14 protein-coding genes, 4 tRNA genes and 1 riboswitch are annotated in these 16,167 nt (G+C 58.4%); of the genes, 5 read left to right on the forward strand and 13 right to left on the reverse strand.

Features of this window, described 5'->3' with window-relative positions:
* Nucleotides 1-6: 6 nt before the first annotated feature.
* The gene (locus tag AB5I78_RS22365) at nucleotides 7-1,131 is read right to left on the reverse strand and encodes an SEC-C domain-containing protein (protein WP_369301476.1); all 1,125 of its coding nucleotides are present in this window, start codon (nucleotides 1,129-1,131) and stop codon (nucleotides 7-9) included.
* Between the two features lie 186 nt (nucleotides 1,132-1,317).
* A tRNA-Arg gene (locus AB5I78_RS22370) sits at nucleotides 1,318-1,394 on the reverse strand.
* Between the two features lie 328 nt (nucleotides 1,395-1,722).
* On the opposite strand from AB5I78_RS22370, the gene AB5I78_RS22375 reads away from it, so the two are divergent.
* From AB5I78_RS22375 to AB5I78_RS22385, 3 genes are all read left to right on the forward strand, one after another.
* Nucleotides 1,723-1,950, forward strand: a complete 228-nt coding sequence (locus AB5I78_RS22375) for a hypothetical protein (RefSeq protein WP_145159360.1) — start codon at nucleotides 1,723-1,725, stop codon at nucleotides 1,948-1,950.
* Nucleotides 1,951-1,960: 10 nt separating this feature from the next.
* Entirely contained in the window at nucleotides 1,961-2,140 is a 180-nt protein-coding gene (locus tag AB5I78_RS22380) for a PA3371 family protein (protein ID WP_369301477.1), read from the forward strand.
* Between the two features lie 392 nt (nucleotides 2,141-2,532).
* Nucleotides 2,533-2,859 carry an Arc family DNA-binding protein gene (locus AB5I78_RS22385; RefSeq protein ID WP_003193592.1) on the forward strand — a complete coding sequence of 109 codons (327 nt, stop codon included), beginning with the start codon at nucleotides 2,533-2,535 and terminating at the stop codon, nucleotides 2,857-2,859.
* 115 nt (nucleotides 2,860-2,974) lie between these two features.
* On the opposite strand, the gene mgtE is transcribed toward AB5I78_RS22385, so the two are convergent.
* The 8 genes from mgtE to ltaE all read right to left on the reverse strand — a co-directional run bounded on the left by mgtE (nucleotide 2,975) and on the right by ltaE (nucleotide 10,716).
* A complete protein-coding gene (gene mgtE, locus AB5I78_RS22390; RefSeq protein ID WP_145159361.1) occupies nucleotides 2,975-4,417 on the reverse strand; it encodes a magnesium transporter in 1,443 nt (480 codons plus the stop codon).
* Between the two features lie 339 nt (nucleotides 4,418-4,756).
* Nucleotides 4,757-4,833 (reverse strand) — tRNA-Arg (locus AB5I78_RS22395).
* A 72-nt stretch (nucleotides 4,834-4,905) separates the two neighbouring features.
* Nucleotides 4,906-4,982: transfer RNA gene (locus tag AB5I78_RS22400), tRNA-Arg, on the reverse strand.
* A gap of 108 nt (nucleotides 4,983-5,090) precedes the next feature.
* A tRNA-Ser gene (locus tag AB5I78_RS22405) sits at nucleotides 5,091-5,181 on the reverse strand.
* Nucleotides 5,182-5,243: 62 nt separating this feature from the next.
* Nucleotides 5,244-5,432 (reverse strand): carbon storage regulator CsrA, encoded by a 189-nt coding sequence (csrA, locus tag AB5I78_RS22410; RefSeq protein ID WP_003175645.1) that lies wholly within the window; start codon nucleotides 5,430-5,432, stop codon nucleotides 5,244-5,246.
* 175 nt (nucleotides 5,433-5,607) lie between these two features.
* Nucleotides 5,608-6,849, reverse strand: coding sequence for an aspartate kinase (locus tag AB5I78_RS22415; protein WP_056861669.1), 1,242 nt, complete (start codon nucleotides 6,847-6,849; stop codon nucleotides 5,608-5,610).
* A gap of 97 nt (nucleotides 6,850-6,946) precedes the next feature.
* The gene (gene alaS / locus AB5I78_RS22420) at nucleotides 6,947-9,565 is read right to left on the reverse strand and encodes an alanine--tRNA ligase (protein ID WP_369301478.1); all 2,619 of its coding nucleotides are present in this window, start codon (nucleotides 9,563-9,565) and stop codon (nucleotides 6,947-6,949) included.
* Nucleotides 9,566-9,711: 146 nt separating this feature from the next.
* Complete coding sequence (gene ltaE / locus AB5I78_RS22425) at nucleotides 9,712-10,716, reverse strand: low-specificity L-threonine aldolase (protein ID WP_369301479.1); 1,005 nt, start codon at nucleotides 10,714-10,716, stop codon at nucleotides 9,712-9,714.
* Between the two features lie 192 nt (nucleotides 10,717-10,908).
* Nucleotides 10,909-11,078: riboswitch (FMN riboswitch) on the forward strand.
* Between the two features lie 113 nt (nucleotides 11,079-11,191).
* On the opposite strand from ltaE, the gene AB5I78_RS22430 reads away from it, so the two are divergent.
* Together AB5I78_RS22430 and AB5I78_RS22435 are read left to right on the forward strand one after the other, a co-directional pair.
* The gene (locus AB5I78_RS22430; RefSeq protein ID WP_145159367.1) at nucleotides 11,192-11,698 is read left to right on the forward strand and encodes a 6,7-dimethyl-8-ribityllumazine synthase; all 507 of its coding nucleotides are present in this window, start codon (nucleotides 11,192-11,194) and stop codon (nucleotides 11,696-11,698) included.
* Nucleotides 11,699-11,845: 147 nt separating this feature from the next.
* Nucleotides 11,846-13,369, forward strand: coding sequence for a M91 family zinc metallopeptidase (locus AB5I78_RS22435; RefSeq protein ID WP_369301481.1), 1,524 nt, complete (start codon nucleotides 11,846-11,848; stop codon nucleotides 13,367-13,369).
* Here AB5I78_RS22435 and astE read toward each other — a convergent pair.
* Genes astE through astB form a run of 3 tightly spaced genes read right to left on the reverse strand, consistent with a single transcriptional unit; the run spans nucleotide 13,366 to nucleotide 16,056 of the window.
* Complete coding sequence (astE, locus tag AB5I78_RS22440) at nucleotides 13,366-14,370, reverse strand: succinylglutamate desuccinylase (protein WP_369301482.1); 1,005 nt, start codon at nucleotides 14,368-14,370, stop codon at nucleotides 13,366-13,368. The two genes, AB5I78_RS22435 and astE, sit on opposite strands and share 4 nt — an antisense overlap.
* Before the next feature lie 11 nt (nucleotides 14,371-14,381).
* Nucleotides 14,382-14,672: a hypothetical protein gene (locus AB5I78_RS22445; RefSeq protein WP_003214319.1), complete on the reverse strand. Its 291-nt coding sequence runs from the start codon at nucleotides 14,670-14,672 to the stop codon at nucleotides 14,382-14,384.
* Nucleotides 14,673-14,709: 37 nt separating this feature from the next.
* Nucleotides 14,710-16,056: an N-succinylarginine dihydrolase gene (astB, locus tag AB5I78_RS22450; RefSeq protein ID WP_369301483.1), complete on the reverse strand. Its 1,347-nt coding sequence runs from the start codon at nucleotides 16,054-16,056 to the stop codon at nucleotides 14,710-14,712.
* Between the last annotated feature and the right edge of the window lie 111 nt (nucleotides 16,057-16,167).

A 16,167-nucleotide genomic window follows, 5' to 3' on the forward strand; every position in this document is an offset into this window, starting at 1 on the left:
GTCTTTCTAGGCGGCAATACCAACCCATTTGCGTTCCTGCACTGCCCATGGAGGCACAACGCATTCACCGGCCTTCAATTTTAAGACATCTTGCATAAATTCCGGCATCACGGAGCCCGTCATCCGACCAATAAGTACCTTCTGCTGCTCAGCAGGCAGAGAGCGCCACCACGACGGGGAGATATGTATATTTTCGAAGGTTTCAAAAAAAATCCTTACCAGAGTGGAGGCAAGGTTTGCATCAGGGATACAGGCTAGGCTTTGAATATAAGGCATACAGACTGGGTCATCCTCTGGCATCCAGGTAAAAACAACGTGCCCTAGAGCCCCACCGTAAAATGACGTGACACTGATGGTATGCGGAATCGTGGCGAAGTCCGAAAGGTTCTGAAGCTGCTTACCTGCGAAGTCTGTCTCGGGCGAAAATGCACCGCTACACATTATCGGTGGTGGCTCATCAAAGGTAATGATGTATGACCGAACTGAAGAAAAATCTTGTGAGGTCAAGATCGCATCGAAACGCGCTTTGTGATGTTGATTATCCTCTACTCCAACCCCAACAGCTGCGCCATATAGCCCACTGATTGCTTGGATTCTCATTTGCTCAGAAATGGATCGCCCTTGGTCAAGGTTCGAATGATTTCCAGCGCTGACCGAAGCCGCAAGCTTCGTATAACTTTCGCGAGCAAGTGCACGATAGGCCAGCAGAAAACACTGTTCTTGAGATCCGGTAAACAGGTGCTTCTCAACCGACGAAAATAGAGCGTTGTCGTGATTCGAGCAGAATCCAGTGAATGTTGAAGCGTTATTAATCCCTACGAGTTGTGGTTGAAGGACACCATTGTTTTTGATCATATTTTCAAAGCTGAAAACGAATCCCAACACATGGCCTTTCTCTGCAATTTTAGCCAGGCTTCCAGCGCGAGGCACCGTATGAGCCCGAATGATTTGCTCACTACACTCGCCCTGCATGGCGGCAGGAACTGAACACACCTTCGCTGAAAAGTCTTTACGGAACTGGGCGCCCACCTCCCAGTGCTTCACAGGTTCCTGCTTCTCTCGGTCTAGATGACATTTTTTAAATTTTCGGCCAGAGCCACACCAACAGATATCGTTTCGACCATATTTCATATTTGAGCCTCCCTTCTCAGGCACCTAGAACACCCAGTTGAAACCACGAAAAGCCAACAAAAAAGCCCCGTCAGGATTATTTCCTGATTCGGGGCTTTTTCGATTCATGTAATGCTGCTTGCACCCACCATGCACCCATGAAGAAATTTACTTACTTAGGTGAAACGCTGGAAGCCTTGATTCATATGGTGTCCCAGGGCCGGTTCGAACGGCCAACCTTCCCCTTAGGAGGGGGATGCTCTATCCAATTGAGCTACTGGGACAAAATGACAGCCACCGGACAAGAGGCGCGGCGACGGACGGCGTGCATGTTAACGGCCGAGGTAGGTTTTGTCATGTCGTCCGTTGGCTTTTTGAGCGTAGGCCTGTCCTTGTTCTGCAGAGCGCGGTTTGAACCCGTAAAACCGGGGGATCCATCACCGTCGTGCAAAATGCACTCCCCCAAAATGCCAGCATTGCAAATTGCAACCTTACAGGCGGTTAAAGTAGACTTAAGGCACTGATTTTATTGAAATAATAGTTTGGCACGAGACCTGCAATACTTCTCCTACAAAACCTAACCGGCCACGGCGTTAAGCGGAGAACATGACCATGAACAGTGCCCTTCTGTTAGCCCTCAACACCGTAGCCCTTGCTGCATTGGTGACTTTCCATTTTCAATCGACTGGCAGCAATGATCCCGCACAAATCAGCCAGGCGGTGCCGCACCATTTGCAACAACGCCCGCAATTGGCGGTGATGACGCCCAACGCACAATCGCCGGTACGCCTGACCCAGGGCAGTCAGGCCGCGCCAGCATCTGAACACTGGGTTTTCTGAGGGATCGTGAATGACTAAATCTGCCTGGCTGTTTTTGTGCCTGACCGTTGCAACCGGCATCGCAGGCCTTGGCGCCGATGCCCAAGATACGCAAACCACCGCTTTTGTTGCTGCCGGTGTATGTGCAAGCCTTCTGCTGCTGACGCTCATCGTGGGCCGCAGAATCAAGTTCGACCCCGTCTTACGCTGATCCCTCCCTCCTGCTTGTCCCCCTACCTTATGTCGCCTCGTGCTAGTAAATCGGCAAATTGCCACTAGTCTTAAACACGAGGGCAAAAGGCCATATTGCTATAGGATGTGCGGCCTCAAACCCCGCCGTGGCCTGGACTTGCGAGAAGTTCCTTTGCGGAATCACTCGTTGAAAAGTTTTCAAACCAGTCCGCAAAAATGCAAATGAGTGCTGGCATAAAGCCTTTAGGCAGTTCAATATTTGTCACAGAATTGACGCCAAGGAACTGTCAAATCTGAGGCATGATGCGGCCTCTTTGTAATTCGGGTTGAACTTTGGTCGTGAGCCTTGTCTTAACACTCATCTTGCGGCCAATTCCAAAAACCGCTCCCCTGAACTAACCGGTTAAATATATGCGCCCATTGAAACAGGCAATTTATTCCAGCCGTACGGCTGACAAGTTCGTCGTACGTCTGCCAGACGGAATGCGGGAACGCATTGCCGAGGTGGCTCGCAATCATCACCGCAGCATGAACTCCGAAATCATCGCGCGCCTGGAACAGAGCCTTATTCAGGAAGGTGCGCTGGGCGAAGAGTTGAGCATGCGCCTGGACAGCCCTGAGCTGTCACTGCACGAACGCGAACTGCTGCAGCGTTTTCGTCAGCTCTCCCACCGCCAGCAAAATGCTCTCGTCTCGCTTATTGCGCACGACGTTGAGGCGGCCGCAGAAGCCAATTGATCTGCAGTTGAAAGCCGAAGCCAGCCATGTGCTGGCTTTTTTTTGCCTGCGATTTGATAAAGGAGTGCCGAGAACAGACGGCAAAGCGGGAGCAGATGTGCTCCCGCTGAGGGGATCAGAGCAGAAAGATCGTCGCCAGACCCAGGAAGATGAAGAAGCCGCCGCTGTCGGTCATGGCAGTGATCATCACACTGGCACCCATCGCCGGATCACGCCCAAGGCGCGCGAGGGTCATGGGGATCAACACCCCCATCAACGCTGCCAGTAGCAGGTTGAGGGTCATGGCGGCGGTCATCACGACGCCAAGCGACCAACTGCCATACAGCAAGTAAGCCACCACGCCGATCACGCCACCCCACACCAGGCCATTGATCAGGCCCACGGCCAGCTCTTTGCGCAGCAGGCGCGAGGAATTGGCCGTACTCACCTGATCCAGTGCCATCGCACGCACGATCATGGTGATCGTCTGGTTACCGGAGTTGCCGCCGATACCCGCCACAATCGGCATCAGCGCCGCCAAGGCCACCAGCTTCTCGATCGAACCTTCAAACAGCCCAATCACGCGCGAGGCGATAAAGGCTGTGATCAGGTTGATCGCCAGCCAGGCCCAACGGTTATGCAGAGAGCGCCAGACCGACGCAAAAATGTCTTCCTCTTCACGCAAACCGGCCATGTTGAGGACTTCGGTTTCACTTTCTTCACGAATCAGGTCGACCATTTCGTCGATGGTCAAACGGCCAATCAGCTTGCCGTTCTTGTCGACCACCGGCGCCGAGATCAAGTCGTAACGCTCAAACGCCTGCGCCGCCTCGTACGCGTCCTCATCCGGATGAAAGCTCACGGTGTCGCTGGCCATCAAATCCGCAACTTTCTTGTCCGGATCATTCACCAGCAGACGCTTGATTGGCAGCACGCCCTTGAGAATGCCTTCGTAGTCGACCACAAACAATTTGTCGGTGTGACCGGGCAACTCTTTCAGGCGACGCAGATAACGCAGTACCACTTCCAGGCTGACGTCTTCGCGGATGGTGACCATCTCGAAGTCCATCAGCGCGCCGACCTGATCCTCGTCGTAGGACAGCGCGGAGCGCACTCGCTCACGCTGCTGGCTGTCGAGCGCTTCCATCAGCTCATGGACAACATCACGGGGCAGCTCGGGGGCCAGGTCGGCCAGTTCGTCGGCGTCCATCTCCCTGGCTGCAGCCAGGAGCTCATGATCATCCATGTCGGCGATCAGGGTTTCACGGACCGAGTCGGATACCTCGAGGAGAATATCGCCGTCGCGGTCGGCCTTCACCAACTGCCACAGGGTCAGTCGATCATCCAGCGGCAAGGCTTCGAGGATATAGGCAACGTCGGCGGAGTGCAGGTCATCGAGCTTGCGTTGCAACTCAACGAGGTTCTGCCGGTGCACCAGGTTTTCGACGCGGTCGTGATGCGGACCTTCCTGGCGGTGCGTGAGGTCTTCGACCACGCGCTGGCGCTGCAGCAGCTCGATGACTTGAGCCAGGCGATCCTGCAGGCTGTCTTGCGTTTTCTTTACTTCTACTTCGGTCATAGGCGAACTCCACTCCCAGCAGCGGGGCACGCCGGAAGGATCAATCAGTCAATTCATGATTGGTAAAACGGGGTACTAAGTAACTACTGGGTAAGTCCATGGAGGTATTCCACAAGCCCCGGCGGGGCTGACGGGCGCAATGATACACCTTGCGTCGGTTTTAAACGTTAAAAAACTGGAAAGAACAAGCGCTTGCGAGCCAAAGCTGAGCTTTGGCTGCATCTATGAACTGCGACGACGCAGCGGATAAGGAAAACACATGGTGCGGGAGAAAAAGATAAAATCCCACACAAACCCCAGACGGCAAAAAGCCCGCACTAGGCGGGCTTTTTGTTTGTATGGTGCACTCGACAGGATTCGAACCTGTGACCGCTCGGTTCGTAGCCGAGTACTCTATCCAGCTGAGCTACGAGTGCATATTGTGTTTTTAGACCAGATCACAACTGGTTGAAGCCGAGTCACCTGCATTGCTGCAACTGACTCTTAAATGGTGCACTCGACAGGATTCGAACCTGTGACCGCTCGGTTCGTAGCCGAGTACTCTATCCAGCTGAGCTACGAGTGCATTTGTTGCCGCGCATTATAGGCCGTTCAATCTCTATGTAAAGCTATTTTTTCGAGTAATTTCAACAACTTACCGAAAAAACCAGATTGCAACGTACTAAGCAAATAATGGCGGAGAACGGGGGATTCGAACCCCCGACACCCTTTTGAGGTGTACTCCCTTAGCAGGGGAGCGCCTTCGGCCACTCGGCCAGCTCTCCGCAACACGGGGCGTATATTAACCACGTTCATCCCCGTTTGCAAACATAAAAAACGATAAAAATTAAAGGCTTGGTTCTTCGTCCTTCTCTTTCTTGATCCGCAGGTAAATTTCCTCGCGGTGGACCGCTACCTCTTTCGGAGCGTTAACCCCGATACGTACTTGATTGCCTTTGACGCCGAGCACGGTCACGGTGATTTCGCCATCACCGATAATCAGGCTTTCTGCGCACCGACGAGTCAGAATCAGCATACCTTTCTCCTCACGCATTTCAGTTCAGGAACAACAGTCTGCAAAAAAAAGGCGTTCGACCTACGACATGAAAGCCGTAGCCCTAACGGCCTAAGTATTGTCGAGCGCACGCAAAAGACCATGCGCCCCACAAAAAAATGAAAGGCGCGGTAAACCGCGCCTTCCTGGCATCGCATCACTCGCCCTGTCGGGCCGGAGCGTCCAGCTCAAAAGCGGTATGCAGCGCGCGTACAGCCAGTTCCAGGTACTTCTCTTCGATCACCACCGAGACTTTGATTTCCGAGGTGGAGATCATCTGGATGTTGATGCTTTCCTTGGCCAGCGCCTCAAACATGCGGCTGGCAACGCCGGCATGGGAACGCATGCCCACGCCCACGATCGACACCTTGGCAATCTTGGTATCGCCGACCACTTCACGGGCGCCAATCTCGCTCGCCGTGTTCTGCAGGATTCGCTCCGCCGCATCGTACTCGTTACGGTGCACGGTGAAGGTGAAATCGGTGGTGTTATCGTGCGAAACGTTCTGCACGATCATGTCGACTTCAATGTTCGCGCCACTGATAGGACCGAGGATCTTGAAGGCCACGCCCGGAGTATCCGGCACGCCACGGATCGTCAGCTTGGCTTCATCGCGGTTGAAAGCGATGCCGGAAATGATCGGCTGTTCCATGGATTCCTCTTCATCAATAGTAATGAGGGTGCCCGGACCCTCTTTGAAGCTGTGCAATACGCGCAGCGGAACGTTGTACTTGCCGGCGAACTCCACCGCGCGGATCTGCAGCACCTTGGAGCCGAGACTGGCCATTTCCAGCATCTCTTCAAAGGTGATCTTGTCCAGGCGCTGGGCCACGGACACTACACGCGGGTCGGTGGTGTAGACGCCGTCCACATCGGTATAGATCTGGCATTCGTCAGCCTTAAGGGCCGCTGCCAGCGCCACGCCGGTAGTGTCTGAACCGCCACGCCCCAGGGTCGTGATGTTGCCCTGCTCGTCCACACCCTGGAAACCGGCTACAACTACCACGCGCCCGGCTTTGAGATCTGTGCGGATTTTCTGATCATCAATCTGCAGGATGCGCGCCTTGGTATGTGCGCTGTCGGTCAGGATGCGCACCTGGCTGCCAGTGTAGGACACCGCCGGCACACCACGCTTGTTCAGCGCCATGGCCAACAGGGCAATAGTGACCTGTTCACCGGTGGACACGATCACATCCAGCTCACGCGGCAGCGGCTGTTGATCACCGCTGATCGCCTTGGCCAGATCGATCAGGCGATTGGTCTCGCCGCTCATGGCCGACAGCACCACTACCAGGTCGTCGCCGGCGTCGCGGAATTTCTTAACCTTGTCGGCGACCTGCTCGATTCTTTCGACAGAACCGACCGAGGTGCCTCCGAATTTCTGTACGATCAAAGCCATTTCTAAGCCGCCTCAGCCCGTAAAGGGGCGCCCAATAAACAAATCTTCCAGCAGCTGAGCAAGCCCATGACTAGACCATGGGCTCATTAACAGTGCCTTAAATACCGGCCTCGACAAACGGCACGGTCAGGGCCAGGGCCGCGTCCAGGGCACCGGCGTCTACACCACCGCCTTGCGCCATGTCCGGACGACCACCGCCCTTCCCGCCCACTGCCGCGGCGGCTTGCTTCATCAAATCACCAGCCTTGAGTTGGCCAGTCAGGTCTTTGGTTACACCGGCAACCAGAACGACCTTATCCTCATGGACACTGCCGAGCAGGATCACTGCGCGGCCGAGCTTGTTCTTCAACTGATCGACCAAGGCCAACAGCGCCTTGCCGTCCTGACCATCCAGGCGCACGGCCAGAACTTTCACGCCCTTGACGTCCAGGGCAGAGGCCGACAGATCGTCGCCCGCTGCGCTGGCCGCCTTGGCCTGCAACTGCTCCAGCTGTTTTTCCAGCTGGCGGTTGCGCTCCAGTACACCAGAGAGCTTGTCGATCAGGTTGTCGCGGCTGCCCTTGACCAGGCTGGCCGCTTCCTTGAGTTGTTCTTCGGCTGCATTGAGGTAGGCCAGGGCCGCAGCACCGGTGACCGCTTCAATACGGCGTACACCCGAGGCCACACCGCCCTCACTGATGATTTTCAGCAGACCGATGTCGCCGGTACGGTTGGCGTGGATACCGCCACACAGCTCCACCGAGAAGCTGCCGCCCATGCTCAGTACGCGCACTTCGTCGCCGTACTTCTCGCCAAACAGCGCCATGGCGCCTTTGTTTTTGGCGGTTTCGATGTCGGTTTCTTCGGTTTCCACCGGGGTGTTTTTGCGAATTTCGGCGTTGACGATGTCTTCCAGCGCCTTGATCTGTTCAGGCTTGATCGCTTCAAAGTGGCTGAAGTCGAAGCGCAGGCGCTGGCTATCAACCAACGAACCCTTCTGCTGCACGTGCTCACCCAGTACCTGACGCAAGGCAGCGTGCAGCAAGTGAGTGGCGGAGTGGTTCAAAGCAGTTGCATGCCGCACGTCGGCATCCACTTGAGTGTCTACCGGCGCGCCGACGGTCAAGTTGCCCAACACCAGCACACCGTGGTGCAGGAATGCGCCGCCGGTCTTGGTGGTATCGCGCACCTCAAAACGACCGGACGTCGAGCTCAGGTAGCCGCAATCACCCACCTGGCCACCGGACTCGGCGTAGAACGGCGTCTGGTCCAGGACCACAACAGCCTCTTCGCCTTCATTGAGCACGTCGACCGATTTGCCGTCTTTATAAATGGCCACGATCTTCGCCGCGCCAACGGTCGCCTTGTAGCCGATGAACTCGGTAGGCACGTCAACCTTGACCAGCGTGTTGTAGTCCAGACCAAAGGAGCTGGCAGAGCGAGCGCGCACGCGCTGGGCTTCCATCTCACGCTCGAAACCCGCTTCATCGACGGTCAGCTCGCGCTCGCGGGCGATGTCGGCAGTCAGGTCCATAGGGAAACCGTAGGTGTCGTACAGCTTGAACACCACGTCGCCCGGCACCACGGTGCCTTTGAGCTCGGCCAGGTCCTGCTCCAGAATCTTCAGGCCGTGTTCCAGGGTCTTGGAGAACTGCTCTTCTTCAGCCTTGAGCACGCGCTCGATGTTGGCCTGCTGCTGCTTGAGTTCCGGGAAGGCATCGCCCATCTCGGCCACCAGCGCTGCAACGATCTTGTAGAAGAAGCTGCCGCTGGCGCCCAGCTTGTTACCGTGACGGCAGGCGCGACGGATGATCCGGCGCAGCACGTAGCCGCGGCCTTCGTTCGATGGCAATACGCCGTCGGCGATCAGGAAGCTGCAGGAACGGATGTGGTCAGACACCACCTTGAGCGACGACTGGCCTTCGTTGGCGCAGCCAATGGCGGCGGCCGAAGCGCTCAGCAGGTTGGTGAACAGGTCGATCTCATAGTTGGAGTGAACGTGCTGCATCACCGCACTGATCCGCTCCAGGCCCATGCCGGTGTCGACCGACGGGGCTGGCAGCGGATGCAACACGCCATCGGCGGTGCGGTTGAACTGCATGAACACGTTGTTCCAGATCTCGATGTAACGGTCGCCATCTTCTTCCGGCGAGCCCGGTGGGCCGCCCCAGATATCGGCGCCGTGATCGTAGAAAATCTCGGTGCACGGGCCGCATGGGCCGGTATCGCCCATGGTCCAGAAGTTATCGGAGGCGTAAGGCGCGCCCTTGTTGTCGCCGATGCGAATCATGCGCTCGACCGGCACGCCGACTTCTTTGGTCCAGATGTCATACGCCTCGTCGTCCGTGGCGTAGACGGTGACCCAGAGTTTTTCCTTGGGCAGCTTCAACACGCCGGTCAGGAAGGTCCAGGCGAAGGTAATCGCATCTTTCTTGAAATAGTCGCCGAAGCTAAAGTTACCCAGCATCTCGAAAAAAGTGTGGTGACGAGCGGTGTAACCGACGTTTTCCAGGTCGCTGTTCTTGCCGCCGGCGCGCACGCACTTCTGGCTGCTGGTCGCGCGGGTATAGGCGCGCTTTTCCTGGCCCAGGAAGCAGTCCTTGAACTGGTTCATCCCCGCGTTAGTGAACAGCAGGGTGGGGTCATTGCCTGGGATCAAGGAGCTGGAGGCTACACGGGTGTGGCCTTGCTCTTCGAAGAAGCGAAGGAAGGCTTCACGGATTTCTGCGCTTTTCATTAGGTTCTTCCACGGAGTCTGCGGCCAAAGGCCAGTGCGCAACATCATCAGACGGAGCGACGGCAAAGGGCCGCATTATATCGGCCCTTTGCCGGTGGTACAGCGTGTTTATGTGATAGAAACAGTCAATTAGACGGTCTGCACCGTCATTTGCGTGAAAACTCGGCAAATGTCTGCACGACTTGCTCGATCTGTGCCCGGCTGACATCCAGGTGAGTGACCATACGCAGACGCGGCGCGGCGCTCAACTTGATGCCGCGCTCGGCAGCAAAGGCTTTCAACGCGTCGGCGCGGTCACCGATCTGCACGTAGACCATGTTGGTCTGCACCGGCTCCACCGCATAACCGGCCTTGCGCAGTTCATCGCCCAGCCACTGGGCATTGGCGTGGTCATCGGCCAGGCGCTGTACCTGGTGATCCAGGGCATACAGCCCGGCCGCCGCCAGAGAGCCGGCCTGGCGCATACCGCCGCCGACCATTTTGCGCAGACGACGCGCCCTGGCGATCAACGCGTGCGAGCCGCACAACACCGAGCCAATCGGTGCCCCCAGGCCCTTGGACAGGCACACCGACACCGAATCGAAGTGCTGAGCAATTTCCCGCGCGTCTACCCCAAGCTTGACCGCGGCGTTGTAGATCCGCGCGCCATCCAGGTGCAGCGACAACCCATGCTCACGGGTAAACGCCCGCGCTTTCGCCAGGTAGTCCAGCGTCAGTACCTTGCCTTGCATGGTGTTTTCCAGCGCCAGCAGGCGGGTGCGGGCAAAGTGGAAGTCATCCGGTTTGATCGCCGCCAACACGTGGTCCAGGTCCAGTGAGCCGTCCGCCTGCACCTCCAGCGGCTGCGGCTGGATCGAACCGAGTACCGCCGCGCCACCGCCTTCGTATTTGTAAGTGTGGGCCTGCTGGCCGACGATGTATTCCTCGCCACGCTCACAGTGAGCCATCAACGCCAGCAGGTTGCTCATGGTGCCGGTGGGCACGAACAGCGCCGCTTCGAACCCCAGACGCTTGGCCATTTCGGCCTCCAGCAGATTGACGCTGGGGTCTTCGCCGTAGACGTCATCACCGCTGACGGCGCTGGCCATCGCGTCGAGCATGCCGGGGCTGGGTTGGGTCACGGTGTCGCTACGCAGGTCGATCACAGACATGAAGCAGGCCTCTAACGGGGTGATGTGATGTGCTCTTGTGGGTGATTACTGCGGGCAAAGCCACGGAATATCAAGCCCCAATTGGCTTCAATCGAATACCAACCAAACAAACCGATATAGGTTATCGATACAGCGCTCGTGCAGTTTTTGAAAAACCATGTTAAAAACTCTCCGCCGCCAGGGTTCTGGCGGCAACGTTCTCAGGGCGGGGTGTAATTCCCCACCGGCGGTAATTGCACGCAATGTGCATAGCCCGCGAGCGCTTGGCGCCTCGAACTGCTCACGCAGGACGGCGACAAGGTCAGCAGACCCGGTGTGATCCCGGGGCCGACGGTCATAGTCCGGATGAAGAGAGAACGGGATTGGCACCTAAGGGCCGCGCGCTGGGTTCATGCTTGCATGAGGCAGTGGTTCGTACCCTTAAATCCCATTCGATTCATAACGCCCTGTTTTTTTCTTAAACAGGAGTCAGAACATGCAACCCACCGCAATCGATAGCAAAATCAAGAACCATCACGGCGAGCGCGTCGCGTTTATCCAGGCCTGCTGGCACAAGGATATTGTCGACCAATCGCGTAAAGGCTTCCTTGCCGAAATGATCGCCCAGGGCTACCAGGAATCGGACATCGATTTCTTCGAAGTCGGCGGCGCCTTTGAACTGCCCCTGCACGCCAAGCTGCTGGCCAAGACCGGCCGCTACGCCGGCATCGTCGCAGCCGCACTGGTGGTGGACGGCGGCATCTACCGTCACGAATTCGTCGCCCAGTCGGTGGTCAGTGGCCTGATGCAAGTGCAGCTGGAAACCGAAGTGCCGGTGTTCTCGGTGTCCCTGACTCCGCACCACTTCCACGCGGGCAGCGAACACCACACCTTCTTCTACGAGCACTTCGTCCACAAGGGCCAGGAAGCCGCGCGCACCTGCGCCGACACCTTGCACAAAGTGCGTGCCATCCGTCGCAGCGAGCAGAAACTGGCGGTATAAGTCGCCCCTGAAAACGCCCCGCCCACCCAGGTGAGCGGGGCGTTTTTCGTTCAAGCATCTACCACCGCGCCATGACGTATCTGCGGTCTAGTGAGCCACACGCCGGGCCACCGCCGGCCTTCTCACCTGACCCGGAGCCATCACGCCATGCACCGCCCTCTGTTTGTACCCGACACCCCCAGCGCCATTCACACCGTGCACGGGGGAAGCCTGACGCCCACCGACGCAGAAAAAACCGCCAACCTGGGCGGTGCCCCGTTGCGTGCGCAGGTCTATCGGGACACTGCCGTTCGGGTCGAACGATTCAGGCTGCAGGCCCGCCAGGATAAGGCGCCGCGCAGGGATACCCTGAGGTTTGCATTCACCGCCGATCAAAGCGAACTCTGGCTCGGCGCAGCGGGCGATCACCTGCACCTCTACGTAGGCACGGTGCTCTATCAGATAACGCCGTCTTCGCCGAGGCAAATCATCGAGCTGGTCACCGGCCATGGCGCCGACTGCATCCATGTCGATGACAGCCTCCAGAACCCCGTCAGCATTGACGCAGGCGCTGGCGAAGACTACCTGCGCGTCGGCGGCCGTCACTCAACCATCCTGTCCGGCGAGGGTGATGACACGCTACGGATCAGCGCCGAGGACTGCACCGTCGACAGCGGCCCCGGCAACGACAGCACGCAGGTCATCGGCGCCGGCACCGCGCGTATCTATGCGGGTGACGGCGCCGACAGCATTCACGGCGGCGCCGGGCTCAACTTTATCGATGGCGGGCCGGGCGACGACGTGATTGTCGGTGGCAGCGGCCATCACCTGCTCAGCGGCGGCGACGGCAATGACACGATCAAGGCTGGCAGCGCCACTAACGTCATCTATCCGGGTAAAGGCCATGACCATGTCAGCAAGCTCAAGGCGACAGACCGGGTATACAGCCTGCCCGGCGACACCCTGGTCGCCATGACCAACGACGAACGCTACGCGTGGTTGCTTGAAAAACTCGCCAGCCTGCCAACCGCGTCGCTCGAACAGGTCATGGCGGTGCTGTTCCCCACCGACCTCGACACGCTCCACCAGACGCCCGTGGCGTCCGGCGAGGCTGGTAAAACGGGTCTGTCGATTGGGGGAAACAGGCAGTTTGCTGCGCGCGTCGAATCCGATCTCAGCCTGCTGCGCGTTTCGCCCAACGGGCAAAAACTGCTCCACGCACTGGATATTGCGGCACAACACAGTGGGCAACCCGTCAGCATTGAACCGGGTGACGAAAACAACGCCAGGTTCACGCCCTCCACCGACAGCGACACGCTGATGATCCGCGACGGCCAGCCCGGCACGCCGGCCTACGGCGGGCGGATCGAGTACAACCCCTTTTTCAGCCCACCGGGCTCGCTGCCGATCATCGGGCTCTATCACGAGCTGTGTCACGCCTATAACGCCGTCACCGGTACCGTGGCGCCCGGCACCACCGATGAAACTGACGGAGGCAAAACCGTTGCGATCAAAAACGTGGAGCGGCAAGCCGTGGGCCTGCCCATCGATCTGGCGCCTTTTGACTTCGATCTGAACCCCGATACCCCGCCCACGCGGACCAACCCCGAGGCTTTTACGGAAAATGCACTGCGCAAGGAGTTCGGATTGCCGACACGCGATGCGTACCTGGCGAAGCCTCAAGGGGACTAAACCAGCGCTGCGTCCGAGGTGGGCACAATCAGAATGCCGGCGCGCAAACCATTCTTCACTTTCGGGTTAGGGAAGATGATGCGTGCGCCCTCCTCCTCGATCACCCAGCGGGTCTTGGCCACGTCTTCGGCCAGCAGATAGCCCTTGGCCAACGGCGAGAAGTTTTCCACGTCCGCCGGCAAATGCAGCAGGAAGGCATCACTGTGCTTGATCACTTCACGCGATACCGCAAACAGTTGCAGGCCATCCAGGCTGTCGGTGGCCGGTTCGCTGCCTTCGATGATCTGCGTCAGGCGCCTCTCCAGGCGGGAAACATCCACGCCCTGGTTCTGGCCGAACGGCCGCGCCTTGCCCAGCTCCAGAGTAAACGCCTCGGCGTTCAGTTGCTCATAGGTGAACGCGGTGAAGGTGATCGACGTCTTGTTCTGCAGCAGCACCGCTTGCATGCCGGCAGCACACAGGCGCGCCAGCTCGTGCCGCGAATGCTGGCGACCTTCCTTCCACGGGTACAGCGCGAACTGCTCGATCTTCGAACCGCGAATGGCCGTGTGCAGGTCGTAATGCAGGCGCGAGCGCTCAGGCAGGCTGAAGAACGTGCGGGCCAGTTGCTCAAGCTCAGCGGCGCGCATGGCCTCAGGGCCAATGTTTTGTTCGTGGCGGCCATTGAACAGCCGGTTGACGTCCAGCTCGAGGTAACGCTCGCCGCGGCGCATGGCCTCGGGGTTACCGAACAGGAACAGAATACGGGTGCGGGGTTTGATTTCCCCACGGGCAATGCCATGCAACAGGCGGTCGAGCAGTTCGATCGGCGCGGTTTCGTTGCCATGGATGCCAGACGACAGCAGCAGGTCGCTGCCGTTGTCCAGCGCTTGCGGCGGGCGCACTTCGAGCGCGCCCTCGCTGAGCCAGCGCATCTGCACGCCGTCGACAGTCAGTTGAATTTTTTGCGCCGGTTCGCGACCGGCGAGGGTCAGTTCAAGCAATTTGCCGAGGGCGAGCATAAGCAGCTTCCTTAGTGGTTGCAGCCAGGGCCGTGAACGTGATCGTCGTCATCACCTTCAACGTCGGCCGGTTCCATTTCCAGTTGCAGGCTCATCAGGTTGGTGGCCAATGGGCGCATCAGCAGGTTGGCGTATTCAGCGTCGCCTTCTTCCACGTCCACACCAATCAGCAGCTGGCCACGGCCGTCGTGCTGGATCCAGATTTCCTTGCCCTGCCAGACCACGGCGACGCGGGTGCAGGAGGTTTCCAGCTGGGTGCCGTCGGTGTCTTCAAGAATCAGTTTCAGGGTGTCGGTGGTCATAAAGAGTTCTCAGCCATAGGGTGTAAAAAAAGTGGCGCTAGTTGATCTGGAAAGGATAAACCGAGCCCAGTTTAAGGATTTGCGTCAGTTCATCCAGTGCCGTCCGGCACTCAAGCAGCAATTGCGGATCAGCCAGGTCGGTTTCACGCAGGCTGTCGCGGTAGTGCTTGTCGACCCACTGGGTCAGCGTGTCGTACAACGGCGCGGTCATGATAACCCCTGGGTTCACCGCCGCCAGCTCAGTTTCATTCAACGCCACGCGTAAACGCAGGCACGCCGGGCCACCGCCGTTCTGCATGCTTTGCTTGAGATCAAACACCTTCACTTCACGGATCAGCCCGCCGGAGGCCGTCAGGCCTTGCAGGTACTGCCAGACGCGCTCGTTGGCGCGGCATTCTTCCGGCACGATCAGCAGCATCGAACCGTCGGCGCGGGTCAGCAACTGGCTGTTGAACAAGTAGGACCGTACGGCGTCCTCGACGCTGACCAGGGCGCGCGGCACGCACACTGACTGGAAGTTGCCGCCCAGTTTGCCCAACTTGCCTTGCAGCTCGGCGAGCATCTGTTCGGTATTGAGGAACGCGTCCTCGTGGTAGAACAGCACCTCGCCGTTGCCCACCGCGATCACGTCGTTGTGGAACACGCCGGCATCGATCACAGACGGGTTCTGCTGAGCGTAGACCACGCCGTCATCCTTCAAGCCGTGCAGGCGCGCGACGGCCTGGGAGGCTTCGAGGGTCTGGCGCGCCGGGTATTTCTGCGGCGCGGGGTAACGGGTATCGAACGCGCTGCGGCCAAACACGAAGAACTCGACGCCGGCCTCGCCATAGTCACGGCAGAAGCGCGTGTGGTTGGCCGCGCCTTCGTCACCGAACTGCGCCACCGCCGGCAACGCGGCGTGATGGGCAAAGTGTTTTTGGTCGGCGAACATCGCACCCAGCACGCGGCTGGTGGTCGGGTGTTCGATGCTGCGATGGTATTTGCAGTTGAGGTTGGCGGCCGTGAAATGCACGCGGCCGTCCGCCGTGTCGGCGCTCGGGCTGACAGTGGCGGCGTTGGCCACCCACATGCTGGAGGCCGAGCAACTGGCAACCAGCAGCGGCATGGCGTGCTTGGCCGCCTGCTGAATCACCTGAGCGTCGGTGCCGCTGAAACCAAGGTTGCGCAACGCGGCCACGTCAGGACGTTCCTGCGGCGCCAGCACGCCTTGCACAAAGCCCATGTCCATCAGGGCTTTCATTTTCTGCAGCCCCTGCAACGCCGCTTCCTTGGGGTTCGAAGACTGCTGGCTGTTGCTCTGGGACGCGACGTTGCCGTAAGACAAACCGCCGTAGTTATGGGTCGGCCCCACGAGACCGTCAAAATTGACTTCACAGGATTTCATCGGCGAGGCTCCACGAACATCTGTTTTTATAGGCATCAATAGCAATCTTCACACCACCGCTACTCTCTATCTGTAAACCCGATCAACTGTGGGAGCTGGCTTGCCTGCGAT

Source organism: Pseudomonas sp. N2-3-1-14, assembly GCF_041228395.1.
Taxonomy (GTDB): domain Bacteria; phylum Pseudomonadota; class Gammaproteobacteria; order Pseudomonadales; family Pseudomonadaceae; genus Aquipseudomonas.

Coding starts and splice junctions, on each gene's coding strand:
- ltaE (WP_369301479.1), bottom strand. CDS start 10,716: ATGTCTGTGATCGACCTGCGTAGCGACACCGTGACCCAACCCAGCCCC.
- mgtE (WP_145159361.1), bottom strand. CDS start 4,417: ATGACCGAAGTAGAAGTAAAGAAAACGCAAGACAGCCTGCAGGATCGC.
- AB5I78_RS22435 (WP_369301481.1), top strand. CDS start 11,846: ATGCACCGCCCTCTGTTTGTACCCGACACCCCCAGCGCCATTCACACC.
- astB (WP_369301483.1), bottom strand. CDS start 16,056: ATGAAATCCTGTGAAGTCAATTTTGACGGTCTCGTGGGGCCGACCCAT.
- AB5I78_RS22380 (WP_369301477.1), top strand. CDS start 1,961: ATGACTAAATCTGCCTGGCTGTTTTTGTGCCTGACCGTTGCAACCGGC.
- AB5I78_RS22365 (WP_369301476.1), bottom strand. CDS start 1,131: ATGAAATATGGTCGAAACGATATCTGTTGGTGTGGCTCTGGCCGAAAA.
- AB5I78_RS22430 (WP_145159367.1), top strand. CDS start 11,192: ATGCAACCCACCGCAATCGATAGCAAAATCAAGAACCATCACGGCGAG.
- AB5I78_RS22415 (WP_056861669.1), bottom strand. CDS start 6,849: ATGGCTTTGATCGTACAGAAATTCGGAGGCACCTCGGTCGGTTCTGTC.
- AB5I78_RS22445 (WP_003214319.1), bottom strand. CDS start 14,672: ATGACCACCGACACCCTGAAACTGATTCTTGAAGACACCGACGGCACC.
- AB5I78_RS22375 (WP_145159360.1), top strand. CDS start 1,723: ATGAACAGTGCCCTTCTGTTAGCCCTCAACACCGTAGCCCTTGCTGCA.
- csrA (WP_003175645.1), bottom strand. CDS start 5,432: ATGCTGATTCTGACTCGTCGGTGCGCAGAAAGCCTGATTATCGGTGAT.
- alaS (WP_369301478.1), bottom strand. CDS start 9,565: ATGAAAAGCGCAGAAATCCGTGAAGCCTTCCTTCGCTTCTTCGAAGAG.
- astE (WP_369301482.1), bottom strand. CDS start 14,370: ATGCTCGCCCTCGGCAAATTGCTTGAACTGACCCTCGCCGGTCGCGAA.
- AB5I78_RS22385 (WP_003193592.1), top strand. CDS start 2,533: ATGCGCCCATTGAAACAGGCAATTTATTCCAGCCGTACGGCTGACAAG.